The sequence below is a fragment of the Lysinibacillus sp. BF-4 genome (assembly GCF_000743635.1).
GTDB lineage: Bacteria > Bacillota > Bacilli > Bacillales_A > Planococcaceae > Metalysinibacillus > Metalysinibacillus saudimassiliensis.
Window position 1 is genome coordinate 80102 of the sequence record NZ_JPUW01000002.1, and the last position, 16972, is coordinate 97073.

13 protein-coding genes and 1 other annotated feature are annotated in these 16972 nt (G+C 39.2%); of the genes, 2 read left to right on the top strand and 11 right to left on the bottom strand.

The annotated features are described in order from the left end of the window. Window positions 1–80: 80 nt before the first annotated feature. The 5 genes from CH76_RS02565 to pepV all read right to left on the bottom strand — a co-directional run bounded on the left by CH76_RS02565 (window position 81) and on the right by pepV (window position 5191). On the bottom strand, window positions 81–950 hold the full coding sequence (locus CH76_RS02565) for an MBL fold metallo-hydrolase (protein WP_036142514.1): 870 nt from the start codon (window positions 948–950) through the stop codon (window positions 81–83). A 23-nt stretch (window positions 951–973) separates the two neighbouring features. Further along, window positions 974–1621 carry a tRNA (guanosine(46)-N7)-methyltransferase TrmB gene (trmB, locus tag CH76_RS02570; RefSeq protein WP_036142517.1) on the bottom strand — a complete coding sequence of 216 codons (648 nt, stop codon included), beginning with the start codon at window positions 1619–1621 and terminating at the stop codon, window positions 974–976. A gap of 202 nt (window positions 1622–1823) precedes the next feature. Continuing rightward, window positions 1824–2822 carry a nuclease-related domain-containing protein gene (locus CH76_RS02575; protein WP_036142520.1) on the bottom strand — a complete coding sequence of 333 codons (999 nt, stop codon included), beginning with the start codon at window positions 2820–2822 and terminating at the stop codon, window positions 1824–1826. A 96-nt stretch (window positions 2823–2918) separates the two neighbouring features. Further along, entirely contained in the window at window positions 2919–3761 is an 843-nt protein-coding gene (dat, locus tag CH76_RS02580; protein ID WP_036142523.1) for a D-amino-acid transaminase, read from the bottom strand. Further along, window positions 3758–5191, bottom strand: a complete 1434-nt coding sequence (gene pepV, locus CH76_RS02585) for a dipeptidase PepV (RefSeq protein ID WP_036142525.1) — start codon at window positions 5189–5191, stop codon at window positions 3758–3760. Before pepV ends, dat begins: the two co-directional genes overlap by 4 nt. 352 nt (window positions 5192–5543) lie before the next feature. Between pepV and CH76_RS02590 the strand changes: the two genes are divergently transcribed. Next, window positions 5544–5765, top strand: coding sequence for a DeoR family transcriptional regulator (locus CH76_RS02590; RefSeq protein WP_036142527.1), 222 nt, complete (start codon window positions 5544–5546; stop codon window positions 5763–5765). Between the two features lie 52 nt (window positions 5766–5817). Here the strand turns inward: CH76_RS02590 and CH76_RS02595 are convergent, their stop codons facing one another. Together CH76_RS02595 and CH76_RS02600 are read right to left on the bottom strand one after the other, a co-directional pair. Next, entirely contained in the window at window positions 5818–6534 is a 717-nt protein-coding gene (locus tag CH76_RS02595) for a pseudouridine synthase (protein ID WP_036142530.1), read from the bottom strand. An 11-nt stretch (window positions 6535–6545) separates the two neighbouring features. After that, window positions 6546–8165, bottom strand: a complete 1620-nt coding sequence (locus CH76_RS02600) for a polysaccharide biosynthesis protein (protein ID WP_235190338.1) — start codon at window positions 8163–8165, stop codon at window positions 6546–6548. Between the two features lie 151 nt (window positions 8166–8316). Here CH76_RS02600 and CH76_RS02605 point away from each other — a divergent pair, with 151 nt between their 5' ends. Beyond that, window positions 8317–9564, top strand: coding sequence for an NAD(P)/FAD-dependent oxidoreductase (locus tag CH76_RS02605; RefSeq protein WP_036142536.1), 1248 nt, complete (start codon window positions 8317–8319; stop codon window positions 9562–9564). A gap of 156 nt (window positions 9565–9720) precedes the next feature. Here CH76_RS02605 and CH76_RS02610 read toward each other — a convergent pair whose 3' ends face one another. The 4 genes from CH76_RS02610 to leuS form a co-directional block, all read right to left on the bottom strand. After that, a complete protein-coding gene (locus CH76_RS02610) occupies window positions 9721–11004 on the bottom strand; it encodes an OFA family MFS transporter (protein WP_036142539.1) in 1284 nt (427 codons plus the stop codon). 567 nt (window positions 11005–11571) lie between these two features. Beyond that, window positions 11572–13686, bottom strand: coding sequence for an MMPL family transporter (locus CH76_RS02615; protein ID WP_036142542.1), 2115 nt, complete (start codon window positions 13684–13686; stop codon window positions 11572–11574). A 72-nt stretch (window positions 13687–13758) separates the two neighbouring features. Beyond that, window positions 13759–14223: an N-acetyltransferase gene (locus CH76_RS02620; protein ID WP_036142545.1), complete on the bottom strand. Its 465-nt coding sequence runs from the start codon at window positions 14221–14223 to the stop codon at window positions 13759–13761. Between the two features lie 48 nt (window positions 14224–14271). Next, complete coding sequence (gene leuS, locus CH76_RS02625; protein ID WP_036142548.1) at window positions 14272–16686, bottom strand: leucine--tRNA ligase; 2415 nt, start codon at window positions 16684–16686, stop codon at window positions 14272–14274. 66 nt (window positions 16687–16752) lie between these two features. Next, window positions 16753–16964 (bottom strand) — a binding site (T-box leader). Window positions 16965–16972 lie beyond the last annotated feature (8 nt).

Consider the following 16972-nt stretch of genomic DNA (forward strand, 5'->3'; position numbering starts at 1 on the left):
CTTTAGCACCAACGTTACTCATGCTTTATTACAAAGAAAAAAAGCATGATGACAATTGTCGTATGTCACCATGCTTTTGCTTATTTTGTAAATGTAATACTCGCTTCATTGCTACGTTTTAGAGAATCAACAACTTCTTTACCCGTTTCATCCCATTTAATCATGCGATAGTAAGCATCATGATAGAAGCTAAACCAATAACCATTAGCTAAAGCTTCCTTCATTAAACGTTCCTTCGCAAAAACAGATGTCATTGGATAATCATCGTAGGCTAATACCCATAGTGGATTTTGATGGGCATGTGTTGGCATAATATCGCCCATATGCAAAATTGTCTCACCATTTTGTGTAAACTTTAAAATTGCATGTCCATTGCTATGTCCACCCGTATGAATCATTTCAATACCAGGCATAATTTCAATTTGGTCCTCGTAAGTAACAACTTGATCCACGATAGGCTCCCAGTTATCTTTCCAATACGTATTACGTGAACGAATATTAGGCTCGCGCATTTCGTCCCACTCAATTTGTGACACATATACTTTAGCCTTTGGAAACGCAGGCACTAATACATCGTCCTGCCACTCTGTTAAGCCACCTGCATGGTCGAAATGCAAATGTGACATTAATACATAATCAATATCAGCAGCAGTTAAGCCTAGCTCATCCAAACTACTTTTTAACGCCGACTCTTGAGTAACACCATAATTACGGAGTTGCTTTTCATTTAATTTATTAAAACCTACGCCTGTATCTAACAGCATATTTTTACCTTGGTACTGGATTAAGATTGGCTCTGTTGGTAACTCAATTTGGTTCTTTTCATTAACTGGATACTTTCGTGACCATAGCGGTTTTGGTACAACACCAAACATTGCACCACCATCTAAGCAAGTCACGCCCCCGTTTAGCCATGTTAATGTCATGTCGTGAAATTGAAATTTATCCATTACATTTCCCCCTTATCATCTGCTTATTTCAGTTGAAACTGTGCCTCTAAGCGATAAATCGGTTGCCCCTTAGCAGAAAACTTTTCTTCGTACTCTGTCATAATATTATCCTCTGGCATATTAACATGTAAGTCGAGTGATACATCTGTTAATAACATGCCATAAGCTGAAATACTTGTTAATGAGTACTCAAAAAGACCGCGGTTATCCGTTTTAAAATGGATAGCACCCTCATCAATCAGCACATCTTCATATAACTTCAAAAATCCTTCATGCGTTAGACGACGCTTTGCATGACGTACTTTAGGCCATGGATCAGAGAAGTTTAAGTACACGCGAGAAACATCGTTTTTCGCAAAGTATTTATTTAAATCTGCGCCATTCACTTTTAACAAGCGTAAATTGGCAGGAGATTTCGCTTCAATGGCATTCTCAAGCGCGCAAACAATTACGCTATCATAAAGTTCAATGCCAATATAGTTAATATCGGGATTTTGTAAGGCCATGCCTGTTACAAATTGTCCCTTACCCGTGCCTACCTCAATATGTAGGGGGTTAGAATTGCCAAACACCTCATGCCATTTACCAATATGCGTCTCAGGGTTTGGAATAATGATTTCTGGGTGACTTTCAATAAAGTCATTTGCCCATGGTTTATTTCGTAATCTCAATGCTATTTCCTCTTTTCTTACTAATTTAAATTGTACACTATTTTCTGATAAAAATATCGCTATTGCAAAATTTTATTACGTTTTCGCGCCATATTACGACATTATACCTTATTCAGCTTTTTGCTAGTTGTATACATACTTTTATATTGTACGTCTTTTATACGGGGCGGTCACGAATTTTATTATTCAGTCGGTTGTAGTTTTATACTTGCCCGTCTTGCTCTTCTTCATCAGTTTGCCAAATATTACGGTTAAAAGATGTGATTTGCGCTTGCGCGAGCAACGTCTGTGCAGCACGAATTTGCATATGTTTCATCGGTGAAGCTGAGCGTGCTAATTGATCAAACCATTCTGTATAACTACGCTTATCAATTAAACGCGTATTAAAAGCAGTGCCTGGATAATCAAAATAACCGTTGCGTGACAGCAATACCTTACGAATGGGAATTGTAATATTTTCGCTATCAAATAATTGCTCTAGCACCGCTTCGGTACGATTTAAACTAATGAAAGGATTTAACACCTTGCTATCTTTCTTCCCTACTTTTTTCGTCCAAAAACGATCGCCATCTGCTACATACACAGCTTGATCCTCTTGCTCTAGCTTATTAATACAAATGCACTCTGTTGGTGTAATAATAATAATAGCTAGCTCAATCGGCGCTTTTTTCACTTTAATAATAGGATAATAAAAGACAAGGTACGTATCAGGTAAACGCAGTAACACTGTGCGTAAAAAAGAGTCGCGCATAAATTTAGGGTCAACATAGGATTTTTCGCGTAGTGTAGAGCTCGCCCATTTCAATTGAAAATGAAAAAATTGATTCATAAACATTTGACGCAGTTCTTTAATTGTCTGCGGTGCATACACAATTTTAGGATTAAACGTCAGTGTCGTTTCTTCATCGGGGATTTCATCTTCACTAGCGAGCAACTCCTGCTCCCCTACAATTTCCTCAGGTGCAACTTCTAACGCTGATGGCTCCTTTTTCGTAAAAAATTTACGCACAAAAGAAAAGCGTGGCTTCTCCTCCTCCGCTTCTTCGATATGTTGCCAATCATCTACCTCATCACCTTGTTCCCATTGATGCTTTACGCGGTCCCATTGATTTTTCTTTAAACGTACAAACTGTGTTGGGTAACGCGCTAAGTCGATTTGATAGCGTGATGTATAGTCTTGCAATTTTACTAGCTGTGCCATATGTATATCTTCACCTTTCCTTATTTTGCATTACATCTATTTTACCTGTACTACGATAAGAAAAGCTACCTACGAATCGCAGGTAGCTCAGTAACATTATAGTGCCTCTACTTTTGCATTAAAGGCTTGCTGTAATTTGCGTGTCCATTCGCCAACAATACCACCGTTAACCTTATTGCCGTCTACTTCAACAATTGGCGTAACCTCTGATGTTGTAGAAGAAACAATTAGCTCATCCATCATTGCAATATCTTCAACGCGGAAAGCCTCCTCTTTAATTGGTAGACCAATTTCGTTTGCGCATTGTAAAATTACTTGGCGCGTAATACCGTTTAAGATGAGATTGTTTGCAGGGTGTGTGTATAGTACACCATCTTTAATAGCTAACACATTTGAAGACGAACACTCTGTCACAACGCCATCGCGATGCAAAATCGCTTCATAACAGCCTGCTGCGTGTGCTTGTTGCTTTAACATAACAGCACCTAATAAACTGATAGATTTAATATCACAGCGTGACCAACGAATATCTTCGGCTACAATAACGCGTACACCATTTTCAAAATTAGCCTTTGGGCGTGGGTTTTCGGTTACATTAGCTGTTAAAATAGCCTCTACCGCTGGCTCTGGGAAAATGTGATTACGTGGTGCTACACCGCGCGTCACTTGGAAGTATACATGCCCTGTGCCTAACTCATTTTTTTCGACAAGGTCATGTAGTAACTTGTGCAGTACATCCTTTGTATACGGAATCACAAGGCTAATTTTATCTGCACTCGCATATAAACGGTCAATGTGTTCTTTTGCTGTAAAGAACTGGCCATCATATACCTTTACCACTTCATAAACCCCGTCGCCTAATTGATAGCCGCGGTCCTCTTGAGAAATTACTACTTCATCTTGCTTCATGATTTGATCTTTGTATAAAACATAGCTCACTTTGCATCGTCCTTTTCTTCAGTGCTTGCTAATTTTACGATAGCTTCAGCGTAAATAGCAGCGGCCTTAATTAAATTTTCTACCACAACAAACTCATCTGCACGATGTGCCACATCAGGCTCACCAGGAAATAACATACCAAAAGCTACGCAAGGTGCATTGCCCTTCTCTGCCATTGCGCGTGCATACGTACCGCCACCTGTAGATAGCAGTGGTGTTTCGTAGTCGCCAGAGTATTTGCGGTACACATTTTCTAACGCTTGTACTAATTCATTATCCGCACTAACATGGTGGGGCGGTGAGTTATCAATCACATCTAGCGTAAAGCCATGTTCACGTACAGCTTGCTGTGCTGCTGTAAGTTTTTCTTCAAATGGGAATGTTACAGAGTAGCGCATACTTACTTTAATTTCAGCTGCTGTTGCGCTAACACTAAAAATACCAGGGTTTAATGTTGTATCTCCTGACATATCATCATTAAAATCAAGTGCGATTGCCTCGCCCGTACAACTTTTGGCGAAAGTTGTTGTAACAAAAGTAGCGAATGCTTTACTTGCGGGTGTTGTTACAACATCTGCTAAAAATGTTGCTAACCTAACGCCTGCATTTTGTCCTTTAAACGGCTCCATCGCGTGTGCAGAGCGTCCCTTCATTGTTAATACAAGGTCATTACCTTCTACTGTTGCTGTTCCTTCAAATTGTTGTGCTGCTAAAAAAGCTTCGTATGCGGCCTTTGTCGTAGCTGGCATTTGCGTTAAAACAGCCGTAGCTAAATCTGGCACCATATTTAGACGATGACCTGCTGTAAAGGATACAATCTGCTCTTGTTCACCACTTGTCATATCACGACGCAATAATAAATCAGCAATACCCTTTTCTGCATTAATTAAAGGGAAGTCCGCATCAGGCGCAAAACCCATCGTTGGCATCTCTTCTTTTTCGAAGTAACGGTCTACACAGCGGAAGCCCGTTTCTTCGTCTGTTCCGATAATCATACGCACGCGCTTTGTTAATGGTACTCCTGCGTCCTTAACTAACTTCATCGCAAGCCAAGCTGCCATCGTTGGCCCCTTGTCATCAATTGCACCACGACCAAATAATTTACCATCTTCAATAATGCCGCCAAATGGTGGGTACTGCCAATTTGCTTCGTTACCAGCAGGTACTACATCAACATGGCACAGGATACCTAGTAAATCTTCGCCTTCACCCATCTCAATATGCCCTGCCATATTATCTATATTTTTAGTGGTCATGCCCTGCTCCTCACCTTTTGTGAGTAACCATTGCATCGCTTCAAATGGTCCTTTACCAAACGGTGTGGCTGTTGAAGCTTCCTCTTCATTTAATACACTTTTAATTGAAATCAATTGTTGTAACTCGGTAATCAGTTCTTGTTGTCTCTCAGTGGCTAATTGTAACCAATCCAATTGTATTGCCCCCTTCTATGCTTGTTAAAGCTATTCTACTCCTAATCAGTGAAATTTCAATTAATTATTGCATTTTGATATGATGTTTTTGTTTTTACAAAACGGGTATACATCAAATGAATGTTATGTGCATTGTAAAGAAGATATAGCTTCTTTGTTAAGAAGCCGCGCATACCCTAGTTTTTTTTATACTTTTTTTGTATAATGAAGTTGTCAGATTCAACTGACAATTACAACTAAAAAAAGGGGATGTCTCAGGCAATTAAACAAAAGCCTTAGTGCACTCCGCACAAACATTCATGTCGTCCGCTAGTCTTTGCCAAGAGAATTGAGATGAAGGAGTGGTTTACTTATGAAACCTACTACTGACCGAATGCTTAATCGTATTAAAAGTGTGTATTTATTTATCTTAGATAGAGGTACTGTTACTACACAGGATTTAGTCGACGAATTTAGCATGACTCCACGTACTGTTCAGAGAGATTTGAACGTACTAGCATTTAACGATTTGGTACAGAGTCCAAGTCGTGGCAAATGGACAACGACGAGCAAAAAAGTAAAAATTCCATCTTAACCCAAAAAAGAAATGACCTTTCGTCGGGGTCATTTCTTTACTGTTTAGCAGGCTACTCGCCTGCTCTTTTTAATTGTGTTAACTCTTGATTTGTTAGCTCACGATATTCGCCAAGCGCTAAACTGTCATCTAAATGAAGTGACCCCATTGATAAGCGTTTTAAGTAAACAACCTTCTTACCAACTGCCTCAAACATACGCTTAACTTGATGAAATTTGCCCTCTTGAATTGTTAGCTCTATTTCGGATTGCTCCCCTGCCGCTAAAATCGTTAGGCTTGCTGGCTTCGTTTCGTAGCCGTCGTCTAAAATAACGCCTTTCGCAAACGCCTCACCGTCCGCTTCTGTTACCTCACCTTCAATGCGTGCATAATATACTTTAGGCACATGCTTTTTAGGTGACAATAAATTATGCGTCAGCTGACCATCATTGGTAATCAATAATAGCCCTTCCGTATCTTTATCCAAACGTCCTACAGGAAACGGTGCGAAATGTTGTAACATCGGGTCGAGTAAATCAATCACTGTAGTATCGCGTAAATCCTCCGTAGCTGAAATCACACCTGGTGGCTTGTGTAACATAACGTAAATAAATTCACGGTACTCTACAACTTCACCAAATACCATAACTTCCTGCGCTATGGGGTCAACATGCTGTGACGTACTCTTTGCTGCCACGCCGTCTACTGACACTACTTTATCCTTAACTAATTGCTTTACTTCCTTGCGTGAGCCATAGCCCATATTAGCAAGTAATTTATCTAAACGCATAATCAAACTCCTTATAAACCTAGCTTATTCGTAATACGTGTAATACGCTCACCTAAAACATTTTGTGCTAAACCAATTTTCAAGGTAATCGCTGCATATGCAAGCGCGCCAAGAGGTGCACAAACAACTACATATAAAATGGCTAACCATTTCGTATCAGGCTCGCCTACAATTAGCGCTAAAATCCACTTCACGCCAAGTACAACCACTGCCATTGTAGCTGTTACAAGTGCAATTAATACAAAACGCTTTAACACTACTGTTGGTCGGTAATTTAACACTATTACAATAACTGCTACATTAATTGCAATAGCTGTTGTGTAACCAATACCTGTTGCAATAATCGAGCCATCCGCCGCAAAAAGCTTAATTAACGGAATGTTGAGTGCTAGCTTCATAAAAATACCTGTTAATAAGCTAAACACTACCCATTTTTGATAGTTGATACCTTGCATAAGTGCTGCTGTTACAGCAAAGAGTGCAAATAAAATTGCAATTGGTGCATAGTGCATTAAAATTGTAGCACCTGCTTCACTTTTCGAATAAAACGCATAGTAGATTTCATATGAAAGTGTCATAATACCAACTGTTGCTGGTAACATAACAAATAAAATAATTTGGAAAGTTTTATCCACTGTATAACGTAATGATGTTTGTGCTCCTTGCGTATAGTAACGCGTAATAACAGGAATTAACGCCATAGATAAACCTGACGCAAGCATAACGGGAATCATTACAATTTTATTTGTTAAAAAGTTAATCATACCAAAATACTCATCTGTTACTTTCGCTAGCCCAATTGATGTCATCGCATCATTAAACGTTAACATATCCACTAATTGGAACAGTGGGTCTGCCATACCAACAAAAGCAAAAGGAATAGAGTACGTTAAAATTTCCTTATAAATGGTTACCATAGAAATATGTTCACCACTTGAAATACTTGTTGCACGCAAACGGTCAAACTCTGGTACATATTTACGCCAGTAATATAATAGTACAAACATCGCAGCAATGGCTCCGACAAATGCCGCAAATACCGCCATCGAGATTGCTGTTTCGACCTTACCACTAAAAACAATCATGACTAAAAATGATGCAATTAATAAGAAGGCAACACGCACAATTTGCTCTACTAATTGAGAGATTGCTGTTGGTGTCATAATGCCATAACCTTGGAAGAAGCCTCGCCATAAGCTCATAAATGGTACAACGAGTAACGCTAAGCTTAACCAACGAATAACATTGGCAATTTGTGCAACCGTAAATACTTGCTCCTCACTTTTAATAACCATCTCAGCAATTGGTGTCGCTAAGGTAAAGAGCGCAATAAACGAAATCAATCCCGTGCCTAGCATTACAAAAAGCCCTGAGCGCATCAACCTACGCCCCGTGTCATAGTCACCTAAAGTATTATACTTTGATACAAACTTCGCGACTGCGTTTGGCGCACCTGAAATGGCAAACGTCAGCATAATGGAATATGGTATGTATGCATACGAGTATAGGGCCACATTACTTTCGCCAATAATGGCGTAAAAAGGGAAAATATAAATTAAACCTAGCGCTTTTGATAAAAATAACCCAATGGTTAAAATCGCAGCGCCCTTCATTAAACTATTCGAGGACATTAAGTAGCCACCCATTCTATTAAAAATCAAACATTGCATTAAACCTAAAGTATAGTTTAACCTTGAAACAGCATTTACTCAAATGCTTTTGTAATGAAAACGTAATTTTTTGTATGCAAGTTGCATATCGTTAAGAGAGGAAGTATTGAATATGTATGATGTAATCGTAATTGGTGGCGGTACAGCTGGTTTAATGGCGGCTGTTGCCGCAGCTGAACAACATAAAAAAGTTTTGCTGCTCGAAAAAGGAACAAAATTAGGTAACAAGCTCGCTATATCAGGTGGAGGACGATGCAATGTAACTAATCGTCTTCCCACTGAAGAAATTATAAAAAACATTCCAGGCAATGGACGTTTTTTATATGGTCCATTTAGTATTTATAACAACGAAGATATTATTCAATTTTTTGAAAGTAAAGGTGTAGCATTAAAAGAAGAAGACCACGGGCGTATGTTCCCTGTTTCGGACCGCGCAAGAGATATTGTCGAAACTTTGCTTGAAGAGCTTGAGCGCTTAAATGTAACAATCATGTTACACACTGCAGTAGAAAAATTAATAATGAACGATACACATGTTATTGGTGTGCGTACTGCTACTACTGATTTTATGGCTACGTCCGTTATTGTAGCTGTTGGTGGTAAAGCTGTACCGCATACTGGCTCAACAGGTGATGGCTATGCGTGGGCTGAGCGCGCAGGACATACCGTTACAACGCTCTTCCCTACAGAAGTACCGCTTTTATCACAAGAAAAATTCATTCAAAATAAAACACTACAAGGTCTTGCCTTACGTGATACAGCAGTTAGTGTATTAAACGCCAAAGGCAAAACGTTAATCACTCATAAAATGGATATGCTTTTCACACATTTTGGCGTTAGTGGCCCGGCCATTTTACGCTGTAGTCAATTTGCGGTAAAAGAGCAAATGAAAAACGGTGGCAAACCTGTTACTTTGCAAATTCAAACTATTGAAGACAATGCCCACAATGTTACGCAGCAACTACAAAAGCTTGCAAAGGATGAACCAAAAAAAGCGCTAAAAAATACGTACAAAGCATTAGCTGTTGAACGTTGGCTATTATTTTTATTTGAACAAGCTGGACTTGATCCTAATAAAACTGGAGCGGATGTTTCTCAAGCGGAGTTGCGCGCACTTGCTGAGCAACTCACTACATTTACGATGCAAATTTCTGGCTCACAACCTATGGAAAAAGCATTCGTTACAGGCGGTGGTGTTTCTGTTAAAGAGATTGAACCAAAGACGATGGCTTCTCGTAAAATGCAGGGGTTATATTTCTGCGGCGAGATTTTAGACATTCACGGTTACACAGGTGGCTACAACATTACTGCAGCATTAGTTACAGGCCGTATTGCAGGTATGAGTGCCGCTAATTGTTGAGCACTATTTCTGTAGGTTAAGAACTATTCTGATTAGTTTGCTTAATACTGTTGACAGTAAGCACGAGCTGTTATATTGTATGTGTAATATACGAATTGTGTTATACAACAACCAACACTAAAAAAGTAGCGTGCATCGCTGCACGCTACTTTTATCTTATGCATGTGAAACTGTATCTGCTGTGTTTTGCTGTGCTTGTGCCTTAGCTGCAATACTACGACGCTCACGTGTAACATCCATGCGCAGTGTAATTGCTACAATAAGTGCTAAAGCCGCTAACACTGTAAAGATATAAAACACAGGAATATAACTACCTGTTGCACCCTTAACAAATGTCACAATCATCGGTCCAAAAATACCGCCAAGTGACCACGTTGTTAATAAATATCCGTGAATGGCTCCAAGTTGCTTTGTACCAAACATATCACCTGCAAATGCTGGTAAGTTTGAGAAGCCTCCACCGTAGAAGCTAACTACAAGGAAAATAAACAATTGGAAAATCAATGTGTTTGTTGTCATTGGTAATAGGAAGAAGATAACTACTTCTGCAGCAAAGAATAAAATAAAGACGTTAGCGCGTCCTAAATAATCTGATGCTGCTGCCCATATTAAACGGCCTCCACCGTTAAATAGGCCCATAATCCCTACCATTGTCGCTGCTCCTGCTACCGAAAGACCAGCAATTTCTTGTGCCATTGGTGAGGCAACTGAGATCATCATAATACCGGCTGTAACGCTAATTAAGTGCATTGTCCATAGCATCCAAAAGCGTTTTGTTTTAACAGCCTCTCTTGCAGACAACTGTGCTAAATCCGCAGTTGTTTTTTTGTTGCCTTTTGCAACGACTGCTTCCATGCCTGCTACTGTATAGTCACGTGGTGGTGGCGCAATGTAAAGCGCTCCTAACATCATGAATGTAAAGTAACTTGCACCTAAAATAAAGTACGTATTTGAAATCCCTACAGAACTCATTAAACTTACAGCTACAGGTGCTGTAATTAACGAACCTGCCCCAAATCCTAATACTGCCATACCCGTTGCTAAACCTCGGCGGTCCGGGAACCATTTAACAAGTGTAGAAACTGGCGCAATATAGCCGATACCCATCCCTAATCCACTTAATAAACCGTATGTTAACCAATATAAAACTACTGAGTCAATCAGGATTGCTACCCCAGCACCTGCTTGACCTAATCCGAACAATACAGCTGCTAACATGGCTGAACGTCTTGGTCCTTGTTTTTCTACGAAGCTACCGAATAATGCTGCAGCAAACCCCGCTAATCCCATCATAATCGTGAACGCAATTGTAATTTTTGAGTCGCTCCACCCCATCTGTTCTGCGATTGGCATTTTATACACGCTGTATGCGTATGCCGCACCAATTGATAAGTGGATTGCTATTGCAGATAATGCAATTAACCATCTGTTTTTATTCATATCTTCTCACTAATCCCCCTTCTTGCTATTTGTGAATACTTTATGAACGGCTATGTTAAACAAGATACCATTGATATTTATAACTTGGCAAGCTATTTTTTTCATTTTTTATTATTTCATGCGAAAAGAGATTATTATATAACAAAAGAAATACAACACATAAAGCAGAAAATAATATAGTTAATATTGTTGTCAAAAGCTTTAGATTCAATGTTTAATAATTCACATAAGCACTTCTAAAATACCTTCATAACATAATTCATATAATATAAAGTTATTTCCATATATGTAATTGCATAAACCTTCACATACTGTTATAAACTATTTTTATATACTTAAAGCAGAAAATAGAAACATTTTATAGATATATTTAATCTATTCGAGAATACCCACCTTTATGCGCAACGCTTTATATGTTTTTTTCATTATAAGTGAAAAACTTTAGCTCTTTGTGCACTTAATCACATACTTTTTCCTTAATGTTCGGATTTTGCTACAATGTGTATTTTTCATCTGTTATACAACGGCAAAAAAACACGCTAGCATTTGCTAACGTGTTTTAATTTTTTATTGTTTTTTTGGCCAAAAACTCCACTTACCTAATAATACAATAATCGCTGGGATTACAATTGTACGTACAAGGAAGGTATCAATTAATACCCCAATAAATACTGAGAAGCCAAAGACACGTAAATCAAGCACAGGCTGTGTCATTAATACAGCAAAGGTAGCTGCTAAAATTAAACCTGCTGACGAAATAACGCCACCTGTTTTACCTACTCCTTCAAGTACAGCTTCTTTTAATGGTAAATGCTTTTGCTCTTCACGTATACGAGCCATTAGCATAATACTATAATCGACACCAAGCGCTACTAAGAATACAAACGCGTAAATTGGCGTACGATAACTTACCCCTGCATAGCCAAGGATGTCTTGGAACACAAATACCGTAATACCAAGTGCTGCACCAAATGATAGGATAATTGTTGCTATCATATAAATTGGCGCAATGAGTGAGCGTGTTTGGAAGCCTAACATTACTGCGATTAGGATAGACATAATAATCCCTACGCGTAACATATCGCTTTTACTTGTTGCACGAATATCTGCTTGCTCTGCAGTTTCACCCGCAATATATAATGTAGCATCTGTTAATGCTGCTTCTTTCATAATGCTCGCACTATTTTCTTGAATAGCTTCAATTTGATCAAACGCAACTTCTGAGTACGGATTTTCTGCTAGGATGACATTTAATTTAGCAACATGGTCATCCTCTTTAGAAATAGCATTGCCGCCACCTTGCATAGTTACCGTATGAATGCCCTCTTGTTGCTCCATAACAGTAATTACATTTTGTAGTTTATCTTCTGTTAATGTTTCCTTTGCCTTAACAATCATCGTAGTTGGAGCAATATCACCCTTAGAGAATGAATCCTCCAATTGATGGTAGCCTTGAATTGATGACATTTCGTCTGGGAAAGAATCCAATAAGTTAAATGTGTATTTCATTGAGTTAATGTTTAATGTACATACCACAAGTAATACAATAACAGGAACCATAGATAGTACAGGTTTGTTTGTTACAAAACGTGCAATACGGTGCCAAATGCCTTCTTTCTTTGGCTTGTTTTTTGCTACGCGTGGATTGAATGGCCAAAATGCTTTTGCGCCCGCTAATGCAAATAACGCTGGGATTAATGTTAAACTTGCTAAGAAAATAAAGGCCACAGCAATCGCAAATACTGGTGCAAATACACGGTAAATTTCAAATACGGCAAAGAATAATGTCAGCATACCAAGCATAACTGTACTACCACTAAAGATGATTGGCTCACGTACATGCTTAATAGCATTTTTCATTGCTTCTGTTGAGCTTAAATCTTTTTCGAGCTCCTCACGGAAACGAGAGAAAATTAATAAAGAATAATCTGTTACAACCGCAAACAATAAAATTAGCATAATAGATAATGCTTGCCCATCAATGGCAATAATGCCTGCTCCCCCTACTAACCCAATCACGCGGTCAACTACCATATATACAATCCCTGCGCCTACTAATGGGATAAAGGCTAGTAATGGAGAACGATAAATTACAATAAGTAATACTAAGATGACAACGACTGTACTAATCATTAGTACTACGTCAGCCTTAGTAAACATTTCGTACGCATCTGCTACAATGCCCACAGGACCTGTAAAGTATACGTCTGTTGTGCCAAGTGTTGCATCCGCTTCGGCTTTCATTTTATCTAGCTCAGCTTTAACGACTTTACCCTCTAACTCACCCGTAAATGTTACAGGAATAAAGAAAGTCTTTCCGTTTTCAGAGGTAAAGCCTTTCCAAGCTTGCTCAGGCATTTTTGATAAAGGGATAACTGTTGCATCTAATGTTGTTTCATCTACGAGCTTTTCAACAGTAGCAATTGTCTTTTCGTATTTAGCTGTGTCAAAACCTGCCTCATCATGCATAACGACAAATAATGGCGCGCCATCAGAGGAAGGGAAATACTCCTTAATCATTTGTTTTGCTTCTATTGATAGAGCGTTATCAGGTAAACCTGAGTTTTTAGCTGGTGTTGTTACCTCTTTGGCTGTTGGCGCTACCATTGTTAATACAACCATCGCCACTAACCATACGGCTACAATACCAAGCCATCTTTTCTTTTCACGTAATGTTTTCATGCTGTCTGCTCCTCACTTGTACTATGTTACTTACAGTGTAAGGTGGCAACATGAACTTTAAATGAACATTACTTAACAGAATGTATGGCGCATAAAATAGCGGTGCTCTTGCTCGCCAAACTCATCCTCTCGTGTTTCTTCAATTACAAAGCCTAACTTTTCGTATACACGTACGGCACTAGGGTTAGCCGTGGCTACCGTTAATACTACATCATTAAAGCCATCCTCCTGTATTAAACGTAATACCTCTTGTAAAAATTGTTTGCCTAAACCTTGCCCTTGATAATCTGAGCGTACATAGTAGCCAAAAATATACGCTGTCTGAGGTGCATCATAATCGCGTAACACTTCGGCTACTGCTACAGGGCGTTCGTCTTGCTCTTGTTTATACCAAATTAATTTGCCGTAGCGTGCAATAGGTACAAAAGTTTGCTCATCTACTGCACCAAAGTCTGGAAAGGCATCTTGCTCTAATTCGCGCATCATCTGCTGTTCTGTCGGTGTTAATTTTTTTGGCACTTCAATATAAAAACTCATCTATTTTCCTCCTAAAAAAGAGAAGCACAGTGGCTTCTCTTTTATTTATTATTTAATTACAATATTAACTAATTTGCCTGGAATGGCAATTAATTTTACTAATGCTTTACCAGCCATTTGCTCTTGTACCTTTTCATCTGCAAGGGCAACCTTCTCTAGCTCATCTTTAGTAATGTCTTTTGCTACTTTAAGCTTAGCACGCACTTTACCATTGATTTGTACAACCATTTCGATTTCATTATCTTCAAGCTTTGCCTCATCAAATGTTGGCCAAGCTGCGTATGTTAATGTTTCATTGTGACCAAGTTGTTGCCAAATCTCTTCTGCAATATGCGGAGCAATTGGTGATAGTAATAGCACAATGCCCTCTGCATATTTCGTTGGGATACGGTCAACTTTGTTAGCTTCGTTTACAAAAACCATCAGTTGCGAAATCGCTGTGTTATTACGCATATGCTCATAGTCTTCTGTTACCTTTTTAACGGTTTGGTGATACACTTTTTCAAGCTCTCCGCCTTCTTCGCCGTTTACTTTAGCACTTAATGTACCATCTTCGTTCATAAATAAACGCCATACACGGTCTAGGAAGCGGCGTGCACCATCTACTCCGTTTGTTGTCCATTCTTTTGATGCATCAAGTGGACCCATAAACATTTCGTACAGACGTAATGTATCTGCGCCGTGTGAAGCTACAATATCATCTGGGTTAATAACATTACCAAGCGATTTAGACATCTTCACATGCCCTTCACCTAAAATCATACCTTGGTTAAATAATTTTTGGAAAGGCTCTTTTGTATGAACCACACCTAAATCATAAAGCACTTTATGCCAGAAACGTGCATATAATAAGTGAAGTACGGCATGCTCTGCACCACCAACATAAATGTCAACTGGTAACCAGCGTTTTGCTAGTTCAGGGTCAATTAACATTTCGTCATTGTCTGGGTCAATATAGCGTAAGTAATACCAGCAGCTACCTGCCCATTGTGGCATCGTATTTGTTTCGCGGCGACCTTTCATACCTGTTTTAGGATCTACAACGTTTACCCAATCCGTAATGTTAGCAAGTGGTGACTCACCTGTGCCTGATGGATGGATATTATCCGCTTTTGGTAACTCAAGTGGTAGCTCATCCTCTGGCACTGGTGTCATTGTACCATCTTCCCAATGAATAATTGGGATTGGCTCGCCCCAGTAACGTTGGCGTGAGAATAACCAGTCACGTAAGCGGTAAGAGATTTTCTTTTCACCTACGCCTTTTTCTACTAACCATGCAATGGCTTTTTCAATACCATCTTCTTTTCCTAATCCATTTAGGAAATCAGAGTTAATATGAACACCGTCACCTGTGAAGGCTTCTTCTTCAATATTGCCGCCTTCAAGTACAGGGATGATTGGTAAATTAAATTCCTTCGCAAATTCATAATCACGCTCGTCGTGAGCAGGTACTGCCATAATTGCGCCTGTACCATACGTAGCTAATACATAGTCTGCAATCCAAATCGGCATTTTTTCGCCGTTAACAGGGTTAATTGCATAAGCACCTGTAAAGATGCCTGTTTTTTCTTTAGCTAAATCTGTACGTTCTAAATCTGATTTTGTTTTGACCTTATCTAAATACGCATCTACTGCTGCTTGTTGCTCAGGTGTAGTAATTTGTGCAACTAACTTATGTTCTGGCGCAAGTACGGCATACGTTGCACCAAATAATGTATCGGGACGTGTTGTAAATACCGTAAAGTCTTTATCTGTACCTTCGATTTGGAAGGTCACATTAGCACCTTCAGAGCGACCAATCCAGTTACGTTGCATTTCTTTTAAACTTTCAGGCCAGTCAAGGTCTTCTAAGTCTTCGATTAAGCGGTCTGCATACTCTGTAATTTTAAGAACCCATTGACGCATTGGGCGACGCTCAACTGGGTGATTACCACGCTCTGATAACCCGTCAATAACTTCCTCGTTTGATAGCACAGTACCAAGTGCTGGGCACCAGTTTACAGCTACTTCATCCACATAAGCTAAGCCCTTTTTATATAGTTGAATGAAAATCCATTGTGTCCATTTATAATATTTCGGATCAGTCGTGTTAATTTCACGATCCCAGTCATAAGAGAAGCCTAGGTCGTTCATTTGACGTTTGAATGTTGCGATATTTTTCGCAGTAAATTCCGCAGGGTCATTACCTGTATCTAATGCGTACTGCTCTGCTGGTAAACCAAATGCATCCCAGCCCATTGGGTGAAGCACATTGTAGCCTTGCTTACGTTTAAATGAACTTAAAATATCTGTTGCAATATAACCTAGTGGGTGACCTACGTGTAAGCCAACACCTGATGGATACGGGAACATATCTAATGCATAAAACTTCGGCTTGCTTTCGTCGTTTACCGTTTTAAATGTTTTATTATCTGCCCAGTACTGCTGCCATTTTTTTTCGATTTGTTCGTGATTATAACTCAATGTTTTTTCCTCCTTCAACTTGCCTACGTAAAATTTTGGAAATAAAAAATCGTCCCTTCCATAATAGAAAGGGACGAGAATTAGTTTTCCCGCGGTACCACCCAAATTAGTGACGACACTCAGCTTAAAATCTTTAACGCAGACGTACGGCATTAGCTACTACTACTTCGCTACTGCTGACTCCAAGGTGAGTTCGACATACGACTTTACTAGCTTACACCACCCGCTAGCTCTCTATAAAAGTTGTTGTGTCTACTAGTCCTTATCTTAGCCATCTTGTATGCCT

What these genes read in the sequence shown, in the direction of transcription:
- CH76_RS02575 (WP_036142520.1), bottom strand. Translation starts at nt 2,822, where the DNA reads ATGGCACAGCTAGTAAAATTGCAAGACTATACATCACGCTATCAAATC.
- CH76_RS02615 (WP_036142542.1), bottom strand. Translation starts at nt 13,686, where the DNA reads ATGAAAACATTACGTGAAAAGAAAAGATGGCTTGGTATTGTAGCCGTA.
- CH76_RS02595 (WP_036142530.1), bottom strand. Translation starts at nt 6,534, where the DNA reads ATGCGTTTAGATAAATTACTTGCTAATATGGGCTATGGCTCACGCAAG.
- CH76_RS02590 (WP_036142527.1), top strand. Translation starts at nt 5,544, where the DNA reads ATGAAACCTACTACTGACCGAATGCTTAATCGTATTAAAAGTGTGTAT.
- CH76_RS02600 (WP_235190338.1), bottom strand. Translation starts at nt 8,165, where the DNA reads ATGTCCTCGAATAGTTTAATGAAGGGCGCTGCGATTTTAACCATTGGG.
- CH76_RS02610 (WP_036142539.1), bottom strand. Translation starts at nt 11,004, where the DNA reads ATGAATAAAAACAGATGGTTAATTGCATTATCTGCAATAGCAATCCAC.
- CH76_RS02605 (WP_036142536.1), top strand. Translation starts at nt 8,317, where the DNA reads ATGTATGATGTAATCGTAATTGGTGGCGGTACAGCTGGTTTAATGGCG.
- CH76_RS02565 (WP_036142514.1), bottom strand. Translation starts at nt 950, where the DNA reads ATGGATAAATTTCAATTTCACGACATGACATTAACATGGCTAAACGGG.
- CH76_RS02620 (WP_036142545.1), bottom strand. Translation starts at nt 14,223, where the DNA reads ATGAGTTTTTATATTGAAGTGCCAAAAAAATTAACACCGACAGAACAG.